10 protein-coding genes are annotated in these 11,782 nt (G+C 38.1%); 4 read left to right on the forward strand and 6 right to left on the reverse strand.

What is annotated here, in order from left to right:
• Positions 1-13: 13 nt before the first annotated feature.
• From CLV62_RS02435 to CLV62_RS02445, 3 genes are all read left to right on the forward strand, one after another.
• Positions 14-1,207, forward strand: coding sequence for an XkdF-like putative serine protease domain-containing protein (locus tag CLV62_RS02435; protein ID WP_110309183.1), 1,194 nt, complete (start codon positions 14-16; stop codon positions 1,205-1,207).
• A gap of 175 nt (positions 1,208-1,382) precedes the next feature.
• Positions 1,383-2,315, forward strand: coding sequence for a hypothetical protein (locus tag CLV62_RS02440; protein ID WP_110309184.1), 933 nt, complete (start codon positions 1,383-1,385; stop codon positions 2,313-2,315).
• A gap of 50 nt (positions 2,316-2,365) precedes the next feature.
• Positions 2,366-2,926, forward strand: a complete 561-nt coding sequence (locus tag CLV62_RS02445) for a hypothetical protein (protein ID WP_110309185.1) — start codon at positions 2,366-2,368, stop codon at positions 2,924-2,926.
• Positions 2,927-3,062: 136 nt separating this feature from the next.
• Here the strand turns inward: CLV62_RS02445 and CLV62_RS02450 are convergent, their stop codons facing one another.
• On the reverse strand, positions 3,063-6,452 hold the full coding sequence (locus tag CLV62_RS02450) for a leucine-rich repeat protein (protein ID WP_110309186.1): 3,390 nt from the start codon (positions 6,450-6,452) through the stop codon (positions 3,063-3,065).
• A gap of 275 nt (positions 6,453-6,727) precedes the next feature.
• On the opposite strand from CLV62_RS02450, the gene CLV62_RS02455 reads away from it, so the two are divergent.
• On the forward strand, positions 6,728-6,949 hold the full coding sequence (locus tag CLV62_RS02455; RefSeq protein ID WP_110309264.1) for a hypothetical protein: 222 nt from the start codon (positions 6,728-6,730) through the stop codon (positions 6,947-6,949).
• 64 nt (positions 6,950-7,013) lie between these two features.
• On the opposite strand, the gene pnuC is transcribed toward CLV62_RS02455, so the two are convergent.
• The 5 genes from pnuC to CLV62_RS02480 all read right to left on the reverse strand — a co-directional run bounded on the left by pnuC (position 7,014) and on the right by CLV62_RS02480 (position 11,723).
• Entirely contained in the window at positions 7,014-7,733 is a 720-nt protein-coding gene (pnuC, locus tag CLV62_RS02460) for a nicotinamide riboside transporter PnuC (RefSeq protein ID WP_110309187.1), read from the reverse strand.
• A gap of 15 nt (positions 7,734-7,748) precedes the next feature.
• Entirely contained in the window at positions 7,749-8,036 is a 288-nt protein-coding gene (locus tag CLV62_RS02465; protein ID WP_110309188.1) for a winged helix-turn-helix domain-containing protein, read from the reverse strand.
• On the reverse strand, positions 8,029-8,652 hold the full coding sequence (locus CLV62_RS02470; RefSeq protein ID WP_110309189.1) for a hypothetical protein: 624 nt from the start codon (positions 8,650-8,652) through the stop codon (positions 8,029-8,031). Before CLV62_RS02470 ends, CLV62_RS02465 begins: the two co-directional genes overlap by 8 nt.
• Positions 8,653-8,758: 106 nt before the next feature.
• The gene (locus CLV62_RS02475) at positions 8,759-9,406 is read right to left on the reverse strand and encodes a hypothetical protein (RefSeq protein ID WP_110309190.1); all 648 of its coding nucleotides are present in this window, start codon (positions 9,404-9,406) and stop codon (positions 8,759-8,761) included.
• 160 nt (positions 9,407-9,566) lie between these two features.
• Positions 9,567-11,723: a TonB-dependent receptor gene (locus CLV62_RS02480; protein WP_110309191.1), complete on the reverse strand. Its 2,157-nt coding sequence runs from the start codon at positions 11,721-11,723 to the stop codon at positions 9,567-9,569.
• Positions 11,724-11,782 lie beyond the last annotated feature (59 nt).

Raw genomic sequence — 11,782 nt, forward strand, 5'->3', positions numbered from 1 at the left:
AAATCAAGCACTTATGAACATACCCGTTTACAACTGTCTGATAGACGAAAACACAGAAGATCAAAGCGGTATCTATGCCATTTCGTTTGTAGATGTACCCGCCAATGAAATAGACTTTGTAGCATTAGCCAAACAACCTAAGCTCGAACGTTTAAATCGTGATTCACAAAAGCAAATACTCACAGGAGCAGTACTTCGCCCCGATCAGTTAATATATCGCAACGATAACAGAGGCGAATATTACATTCAGTTTTCGGCAGAGCAAATCGAAAAGATCGCACAAAAAATGATGCGCACAGGCATCGCTTTACACAATACTACACACCAACACCAAAACCCTCTGGAAGGGAATTTTCTGACCGAACTCTGGATTGTTGAAAATCCGGAACATGACAAATCCCAAGCTCTCGGCTTTACCGACTTACCGAAAGGCACACTGATGTGTAGCTACAAAATTGCGGACAAAAATTATTGGGATACGCAAGTAATGACAGGAAACGTCAGGGGATTTTCTTTAGAGGGTTTCTTCTTTCAGGAAATAAAGAAAAACAAAATTAATAAATCAGTTACTAATCAAAATCGAAATGAAAAAATGAATCAAAGAAACAAGAAATCGGGAACATTACTATCTCGCATCTCACAGTTCTTTCTCGACATTCAGGCGGTAGAAAAAGCCGATGCTACCACAAGCGGAACGGCTTATGTAATCTTTACCCTTGCCGATGGGAAAGAAGTATATATTGATGCCGATGGGTTTGCAACCCTCAACGAAGAACAGCTTCCGGCCGGTGAACATCCTTTGGCTGACGGAAATATTCTGATAGTTGACGAGCAAGGACAATTTATCGAGACCAAAGAAGCGGCTGCCGAAACTTCCGATCCGGCACAGGCAACAGCACCCGAAGCATTAAGAAAAAAATTCCGACAAAAATTCGAAGACAATGCCATCGCTAAACCACAAGGAACAGTATCCGAAAGCGGAGAATCTACTGATGTTTTGAAACAGAAAATTGCAGATCTGGAGGCAAAACTATCGGAACTTGCAGGACTGGCTAAAGAAGCAAACACAGAGGTACAGAAACTTCGCAGTCAAACTCCCAGCAGTATGCCCGCTACGGCAATGGCTGCCTGTCGTAAATTATCGGAACTGAAACGCTACGAGCAAATGGCACAAGCCCTTTCGTTGACAATCAGAAACCGCAAATAAGGTCTCAGACCTTTTTATTGCTTTGGCAGGCATAACAACCAGAGATAGTTATACTGATAAAACATCGCATTAAATATCTAATACTACTTAAAGCCTCATTTACAGGCAGACACAAATTTTACAGACCCTTTACAAAACAAATTTAACAGTACACAAAACTTCAATTTTAAACAATATGGCAAATATGTATAATATTTCACCTCTCAGCTATCAACCAAGTACCAATATGGATTGGTTTACAAAAGCATTATTCGGAGGTCGTTTGATCGAAAACGGTAAAATCGATGTAATTACAGGTGTAAAAGAAAGCACTTTACTGAACTTACTAAACTTCGAACACACTCTATTACAACCCGATGGCAGAGACTGTGCATGGACTCCCGAACAAGTATTCAAACTGAGCGAAAAGGAAGTAAAAATCAAGACATACAAGATCAATCTGGAGCAATGTATTGACGATCTGGAACGCAAACGCATCAATGTAATGCTGAAACCGGGTGCTAAAAATACAGAACTACCCGAAGCTCTCGAAGAAGCTACCATGCAAATGCTGGCTGCCGAACTTAGTTCTGAGATAGAGTCGAAAATATTCACAGGAAACAGCGCAGTAGACGCTAACGATTTTGACGGGGCAGTAACCGTTCTTTCGGCAAGCACAGAAGCAGTTAAAATTACAGGATCGGCTCTTACAAAAGCAAATATCATCGGAGAAGTAGAAAAAGTATACGATGCTATCCCCGAAAATGTATTGGTAAAGGGTTTGGAATTCGATACCGTAAAAATCTATGTTGCATACGAAACGCTTCAACGCCTTAAGATGGCTCTGGCCTCTGTGAGCAATCAAGTGATAGCAACTGCCTTTACGATAGAAGCCGAAACACTTCGTTATCTTGGAATAGAAATAGTTCCTGTTAAAGGACTGAATAACAAAACCATGATTGCCGCCGACATCACAAACTTCTTATTGGCAACCGATTTGTTGAGCGACACTGAAGAAATCCGCATCGGACAATTCCCTGCTCCTCACGACAGCAAAATCTTTATTGACGGACGCTTACGTCTTGGTTTTGTAATTCCATTCGAGGACGAGGTGGTATTCTATAATTAAGACCTCAGTCCAATAAAAAACTCATATACATAAACAAATACACATACAATATGTCTTGTAAATTAACAGCAAACATTACTAAAGAAAACTGCCAATATCAGGTGGCAGGTATCAAATCGGTATATTTAATCAACTTAGATTCGAATCCCACTTTCGAATTCAAGAAAAATCCTGACGGAACTACAGCCGATAACAAGATTATCAGTAAGATTACTCTTGATGCCTCCGAGTCTATCTATAAAGTGAACTTTGTTGAAGGCACAGCCTCATTCACCGACGACTTAGCGGTAAACGGAAACGGGGGAAAATACCGTACTCATACCGTTAATTTCACAGTAAGTGAATACGATTATAACACGATAAACCAAGGTAATGCTCTAAGTTTAGGCAGATTTATCGCTATCATCGTAGACAAATCGGGTCGCTCTATCGTTTTGGGTCGTAACAACGGATTGAGTGCTACTTCATTCAATTACGCTTCGGGAGCAGCTGACGCGGATGCTAACGGATGGACAACTGTACTTGCCGGTACTGAATTGGAAATTGCCAAATTATTGGAGGACGAATCTGTTATCACTCCAATTGCAGCAACAGTAGTTGTTACTCCGTGATAAACAAACTGAATTTGATTCCTGAACAAACAAAGGAGCTGCCCCAGTGGGCAGCTCCTTACATTTTAAGGTCTCAGACCTTTTTATTGCTTTGGCTGGGCATAACGGTCAAAGACTGTTATCCTGATAAAACATTTTATTTCTTGATCATCTTATGGGTATATATCTTACCTTCGATTTGAAGTTTCAATACATAAGTTCCACTTGCTAAATGTCCAACATTGATAAATGAGCCTACATTAGCTTGCTTGAACACCATCTTACCGTTTGTACTGTAGATCTGAACTTCTGAGACGGCTTTGTCCGAGTTCAGATAAAGATTGTCTGATACAGGATTAGGATAGATGCTTACAAAATTTTGTTCCGGAGTTTCTATCTTTAAACCACGTAATGCGGGTGTATCGCCAACAGGTATCTTCTCATAATAAAACGTTACCTCTTCATGTGTTGGATTCCACTGATTACCATATAAATTAAGCCAAGTATACGAATTATCAGTTGGCATATAACCTTCCGGAGCTCCTATTGCATGAATATTCCAATCACCAGAAGAAATATCATCTAAAATCAGTGGATTTGGACTATCGCTTATTATCACCTGTCGTTTTGTAATGCATTCCATCTCCTCAGGATATTTAATATAATAATCCCAATCAATGTTCCCATATGATTGTCCAGTTATCTCATACACACCTCCGGCTAATAACTCACCGGTAGACTTATCTTTACTGTATATAGTAATCGAATTGCATGCTTCCAACACCATCTTATAAGTATCGGAATCTCCCGACACATAAAATCTGGATGGTGGTACTTCTTTACCTTGTTCTAAAAGAGCCTGAGTCGATAAATACCCGTGAGGAGCACTTATCATACCAATCGTATACCATCCTGTAGGTAGGTCGTGAATCAGATACGTACCGGGTCCATCAGGTTCCAGATTACCCAATATTTCACCAGCCTCTTTCATGTAGTTACTGTTTCCATTGGATAATTTTTCACTAGCCAAAAGAAAACGATGAGGTGGCTCTAAAATGGGGCAACCCTGCTTATTTACAAATTGTACACGTAAGGTATTATTATCAGATATCTTTTTTAGTGAAAAATCAATGGTCGCATGATTATTCTGAAAAACAGTGATATTTTGAACTGCATCTGCTTCCCACTGGGGCAAAGGAGAGTACAATTTTATTTTAATATTCTCGCCGGCAGGCACATTTAATGTAATGCTACCATCAGCCTTAAATGACTCCCATCCATAGTATGCCGGAGCAAAGCTAAGTCCGAGCCCGAACTCAACACCATTTATAGGTTGTCCATCCTCATCTCTAAAATTGATTGTTAAAAAGGCTTCTTCGTCAAACTTCGCCAATATGGGATATTCGAGGCAATCGAGACTATTAGGAACTGTTATCTTTTTAGGAAGATCCAAAGTAGCAGTTCCTCTCAAAGTCATACGCCCAAAGAACCAAGCTTTATAAACTCCTGTAAGAAGCTTTATTTCATCTAAGTTGTTCGTTGTAGCAACAACAGGATAATAGCTATTATAGTCTACATAACTCCCTTCGCTGAGCTGTATCCTCGGCAGTAATCCAGCAATCGGATAGCCGAATTTATCATGATAGCTAAATTTTATAGTTCCTTTCTCGGGTCCATATCCCGAACCATAATCATCGTAATAAAATGTAACTTCCTTACACGACGAATCATCTACATTTACCACTTCATAGTCTTTAACTTCATGCAAAACGTAATTAATAGATGATCGTCTTATTGTTCTGGGTATAGTTATTCGGTGTGTACCATAGTCTAGGTTTGTAAATTGAATATCATTACCAAGCCTTTCTCCAAATGTATGCTGAACATATAATCTACCTAGAAAAACAGAATATTCATCATTTACAGCCAGTTCATTCCCTAATAAGTCTTTGAAATGAACAATTATACATCCATTATTAGTTACAGCCGATATTTTCTCATACTCAAATACGGCAGCATCGTAGAGATTATTCTCATTTAGGTTTACCGATTGAATTTTATGTTCGCTAGGCTTATAACCTGTCGGAGGATTTATTTCTGTAACTATATATTCTCCAAAGGATAGATTTTCGAGAGGTTCTCCAAAGTACGATTCACCTGTAACAACAGTTTTTTCTGTTCCATCCGGAAAACGAATACTATATGTACCTCCATTAGTGTCCAGTAATTGACCTGCTCCTTTTTCAAGAAAAGCGATTTTGAAACTTCCTACTTTTGGACCTTCAGGTACATTCGCTTCAATCGAAAAGTCTTTCCACTGATTAGCTGCCTGATACAAAGCAACGCTTCCTTCGGGTACATAAAGTTTACATGTCGCAGTATTTACTCCTGTAAAAACAGTAGCACCTAATGTCGGTGGCGTGGTAGTGTGAGTCTCTATTTTATCTATTTGTGAATTTGCAAAAGCACTAATTCCAATGGATTTAAGAGAAGCAGGTAAAACAATACCCTTAGACAGGTTTGCTCCATTAAAAGCATTGTTGCCAATAACCTCTAAAGTAGAAGGCAAATCGACCGTTCCATTAAAGCCTGAAAAAGAGAAGACACTTAGATTGACCATATTAGCGGGCAATATAACGTGAGAGGCAGATGATTGAAAAACATAGGACCCAAAACCGGTTAAAGCAGTACATCTGCTTAAATCAAGTGGCTGAGTACTATTTAATCCATTAAAAGCCCAATTACCAACACTTTGTAAACTACTACATAACGAAAAGTCGAGTTTCTCTACCGTTGCATTTTTAAAGGCATTGATTGCCAGAGATTTTAAGCTAGAAGGGAGTACTAAAGGCTGACTCAAAACTGCATTTTCAAAAGCATTATTACCTATCGCCTCTAAAGTAGAAGGTAAAACAACCGTTCCACTAAATCCGGAAAAGGAAACGGCACTTAGGGTAACAAGATTAGCCGGTAAAATAACACGGGAAGTAGACATTTGGAAAGCATAAGAACCAAAACCCGTTAGACTGGTACATTCACTTAAATCAAGTGATTGAGTACTGCTTAATCCTACAAAAGCCCAATTGGCAACACTTTGTAAATTATTGCATGACGAAAAGTCGAGCTTTTCTACCGTCGCATTTTTAAAGGCATTAGCTCCAATGGATTTTAGACTCGAAGGAAACACTAAAGGCTGGCTGAAAACTGCTCCATCGAAGACATTATTACTAATGGTCTCGAGAGTGGAAGACAGTACAAGATTCGCAAAAGTTTTCCCGGCAAAAGTCGATCCCGGAATAGTCTTACTAGCAATAGATGTTCCTGACATATCTAAGGATTGAAGCAATGTCATTCCCTTCAATGTTTGAAAATCTGCATCGTTAATCGTTCCCGATAGAACCAAATCAGTCACCTTGGTTTTATCTGTACCAAGCTGTTGGGACAGAGTACCTGCCTGAGTAAGTACAATCGTTTTCGACAATTGAGCATATGAATACGTTAAGCTCAGAAAAACACTGAGCAATGTTAAGAAAAGTTTGTTCTTCATCTTTTGTTGTTAGTTAATGAAAAAATGTATTAATACAACGCAACAGTGCATTATAAAAGATTTATAAATAACACATTAAGCAGGTTTAATATAGATTGAAATGTTTGTAGTATACAGCCACGCTTGTGTTAATTTTATGCAAATATAACATTTAAACCAATAATTCTCTCTTTTTTCGCTCTAAATACTTGCAAAGGATAAATAGTTTGAAAGAAAAAATAGTTCTTAATAATATATCTTTACTTTTGCAGTATTGAACATTAAATATGAATAAAATGGAATTACCTAGATTTTTAATCGCCGATAACGAAGAGTATCCCGAAAATACATATGTACTGCATACCGAAAAGCCCCGCTTTATTCTGGATGTAGACAGTGAAGAATTTGAGATTCTTGACGGGTCGAAAGTGGAAGAAGAAGCTATGCAGGATCTCATCGAACAAGCGTTAGGCTTCTATGAGGATGAGCTAAACAAATATGATGAGGAAGAAGATTAAGGCGGCAAACCTTTTTGTTTCAAAAAAACAAAAGACCTTCTACATGAAAAGCAGAGGGTCTTTTTTATTTAGATTCTTTATGCCAGATGTAGATTGCTAAAATACAGTTCCACTCATAGAGAACCGATTGAATCATAAAAATATAGTTACCCGATACCATATTTAGTATAAACCAAATAACATTAGAGGTAAGCCACATATACCACGCCCAAGGCTTCCTCAAAATCATTATCATCTGAGACAGGATACCTACCACAAAAGCCAGAATATTAAGATAGAGAAGCAGCGGTTGATCTTGGCTGATTAGGCCCCATTGCGAACCATACAAATACAAACAAATACAGCCGACAATACCTGTTGCGATCGTAAAAATAATAAAACCCTGATTAGTACCCGTTGTTTTTACTTTGCCATCTTCGTCCTGATTTTCTTTTCGAGTCCACGTAATGAGCCCTACGACATGAAAAAGCAGATAATATCCGGCACTGAATACCAATCCTATATTACGGAACTGGAATTGGGAATACATTTCGCCCAGATTGGCTGTTATGCCCAAAACATTTCCTGATATCGGCTTTCGAAATGCTAAAGATACTACCGACAGGTACCCGAAGAGAGCCGTTATAGAATATATTGCAACATTCGAAACTGTATCTTCGCCGCTCTCCAATATCCGATATGCCGTATATGAGGTAAGAATGACAGCGATTGCAAACCAAATTTGAGTATGCCTGACACTTCCTTTACCTGTTACGTAATCGAGAAATATAACGATTCGCCTCATCTCGATATTCAGAATTTATTTTTTACCTATATAATCCTGCAATACCTTTACATATAAGTTAAAGGCTGCAATACCATCTTCTGTTATCTTACATACGGTACGAGGTCTTTTTCCATCTATAAATTTACGGACTTCGATATATCCTGCTTCGCTTAATTTTTCGATCTGCACGCTCAAATTACCTGCCGTTGCCCCTGTCTTTTCCCTGATGAAGACAAAGTCGGCTTCCTCAACCGACAACAGTAAGGATACTACCGCCAGCCTTAATTGGGAATGCAATAATGGATCGAGTTCTTTAAACATTAGATTCTGCTTTTCGGTTTAGAATATGTCCGGGAATAACAAAACCTAAAATCATGGATACTGACAATATAACAAGCCCTAAATCAACACTCTTAACCAAAGCATATTGCAGAATACACAGCACCGCCCCCAGCCAAAAGATATAAGCTCCATACAAATAAGGTTTGAAACGGCACGCTTTGGCGGTTACAAATAAGGCTAAACCCACCATAATCATTATAATGGGTGTAATAAATAGGTATGGAACATATGTCTTTTGAGTAATAGCGATAAAAAATGTAGAACTCACAAAAAATGTATTCGAAATAAAGAAACCCAACCAAACAGTATCGACCACCCTGTCGAGATGCGTAATCACCTCTGCTTTTTTCGCCTTCCGATAACCATACCAATAATTACCGATAAATATGGGTATGGTCAGAATCCACACCCAGCTAGCATAATGCCGAAACTCTAAAATATAAGAAAAAATAAAATTAAACATTGCCAATATTGCAATTGTGTATCCCCATAGTATCGAACTATTGCCTGCTCCTTTTCGAAAATTATTTCGTGCCTGTGCAATCATTTCGTTAATTAACCTCAAGCTATCTTGTTCATTAAAGTTATTTTCCATTGTTTGTATTTTTTAAAGTATAAAGATATATATTTTTAAGTAGGTAAGTAATATTAATATTTATTGCTTTAAGCAGGGGCGCATTATATACGCCCGAAAGATAACTTTATTGGCACTTTTCAAGTAGCGTTGCCAGAAGCCCCTTACCCCAACGAATTTCGCTCATCAGTTTTTTTTCTTTCAGATAAAGCAGTTCCGATTTCTTTAACTCTCCACAAAAATCTTTCCCCGATTGAAGGAAAGGAGGTAAATTTTGCTCAAAAAAAGCCAGTAAAAAAACAGGACGGGGATTATCAGTATTTAATTCTATTGCCTGTTTGTAATTCGATAACACATCATTATAATACTTTGCTCCGTTTGTTGCCGGATCTGTCACAATCAAAGCACTATAATAATATCCCCACAATGTACTTAATTCCGATTTGTTTACATCTTTCAGTTTTTCAAGCTGATTTAATTTCTCTTTAGCCTCAGCCAGCAAGTTAAGATTATCTTCTGATTGAGGATTAAGATATACCATCTCCAAATCATTATAAGCCACATAATAAACAGGAAGCCATTGGTCTGAATACTTTCGGGCAATACGGTCAAATTGATTGCGAACCTGTTTTATTGAACGAACTGTCCGTGCTGTGTCCATTTTAGCAATTGCATTTTCCATACCTCCGGTATATACTTCATCTGTTGACTGAGCAGATAGTGATATAGAAAACAATGCAAAAAATAATAATAAACTGATTTTTAGATTTTTCATAATTGGGTTGTTTTGTTTGATTAAGGTCTCAGACCTTTTTGTTGATTTGGTGTAGGGGTGAACCTATGTGTTCACCCACATAGGACGGACACATAGGTCTGCCCCTACAGATAAAAGTATATCATTAAATACGTTCATTTACTCAGAAGATATTAAAACCTTAGAAAGTAGATGGGTCATAAGCCGTTTTCCCTCCAAGTGTTATAAAGAGACCAACGACAAAGAATTGATTGCGATCCGACTGTACTGCTACTCTATCAAATTTCCCGGAGTCATTTTTTTGTGATGAATAGTTGTATCCGAATACATTTGAACGATTCAAGACATTAGAAGCCGAAGCATAAACAATCACCTTTTTGTGAGCCAGATAGGTTACACAAAAATCGAGGCTGTTATAAGGTGAAGTTTCAGAATTCATTACTCCCGGTTTATTCGGATTATGGTAAGGACGTCCGCTTGCAAAACGATTGGTAACAGCCCATATCGTTTTATATTTCAACAGATCATATTTCAACGTAATCGAAGCATTGTGCTGAGTCACATATTCGGGTGTAACTTTCTCCGAGTATTTCAGATAGCTGCGTTTCGAGTTATTATACGAATAAGCAAGTGTATATTGCCAGTTCTTCAAAAATTGAGTATCGCTGAAAAACAGATCCACACCGTTGCTAAAGCCTTCGCCCGAAGTACCATAATTGTAATTACTGCCTGTCACCAGGTTATCATATGTTTTGTGATAAAATTCGGCACGGTATACTTTATTCTTCGACTGATGATGAACACCAAATAGAAGATGCTCACAAATTTCAGTGTTCAACTCATTATTATACAGAAGATAATCTCGATCAGCCAATTGCTGATACTTTCCATAAGTGGCCAAAACTGTATAATCATTGTAGTTGTAAGTAAGCGATATTCGTGGTAATACATTCCATGATTTATTGATAGAGGTATATTCTAATCTGGATGATACATTCAGAAACAGGTTAGAAGTCAATATAAAATCATTCATTACATACACCCCGTTTATAGAATGATCGATATCCGAACCATAAGTTGCAGTATCAGCATAAGAAAACTCATATGATCTGATCATCGACTCGGCTCCGATGCCTAGCTTATACATATCACTAAAGCGTTTAGACATTTTTGCTTTCAAGTGTAATTCCGATTCCTTCATCCCTACTCTGTCATTGACAACCAATCCGTCGGCTATTTTTTTATCATTTACAGAAAGTGCAGCTCCCGAAAAGAAATTGAATCCTGACTTCGATTTCGTGCGAAATGTTGTGTTCAGGTATGTATTATCTTCTTTGAAATTAAGATTGCGTTCACTGGTCGAAAAATCATTTCTTGTCACCCTTTCAAATCGGGTTTTATCATAAGCAAAATATGTTTTGAGAATTGAATTCTCTCCAATATTAAACCTCAGCTGATTTTGTGCCGACAATGTAGAGTAAGGCTTGATCCATCCACCACGACTAGTTGGATACAAAAGATTTTCATAAGGACCTAAATTAGTATAATCCATATTAAAAGAGGCAGAAGCTCGTGCCCACGACTTAGTACCTCCTGCACCCGCACCTACATTTAAGAGACTGACGCCCAGCTTTGAAAATCGACTTTCATCTTTTGTCGACAAAGGTAAAACACTTGATAATCCCTGAGAATATTCAGAAGAATAACCTCCCAGCTGAAAACTGATTCCATCAAATAAAAAGGGTGAATAACGGCTTCTGGCAGCTGTATTTTCGGGTGTCGAAGAATACGGATTCAGCACATGCATATCGTCAATATAGGTTTGTGATTCGCGGCTCTCGCCTCCCCTTACCAATAGCTTGCCGTCCGATCCGGCAGCTTGCACTCCGGGTAATACAGACATCGCTTTATACAAATCGCCATCCGATCCGGCAACAGTTACCAACTCTACTGCATTTTTCACATCAGCCTGCGAGCCTCCTTTTAATTGAAAGCTACTTGCCGAAACTACAACCTCGGACAATACTTTTGCATTGGGTTTCAATATTATTATAAGCTTATCTTGTTGTGGTATATTTAGTTCCCGGGTATAATCTTCACATCCTAAAGATGTAACTTTTAAAACAACCAAGCCCATTGCGGATGTTTCTAATACAAATGTTCCATCTTCTTCGGAACTGGTTCCATCAATTGTTCCTGCTATCGAAATATTTGCAAAGGCTAACGGAGCATTATTCTCCTCACAGATCAATCCTCTTATCACATTCTCTTGTCCTGATAAATTCATATAAGAACCTATATAGAGCAATAGTATCAGGCTGGTGTAAATCGTTTTCATCTTTTATTTTTTAATTTCACGCTGCAAACATAAACAAGTTTATTTTGCAAACCTAATTA

The organism is Indolivaga alginatilytica (assembly GCF_003201355.1).
Taxonomy (GTDB): Bacteria; Bacteroidota; Bacteroidia; order Bacteroidales; family Dysgonomonadaceae; genus Dysgonomonas_A; species Dysgonomonas_A alginatilytica.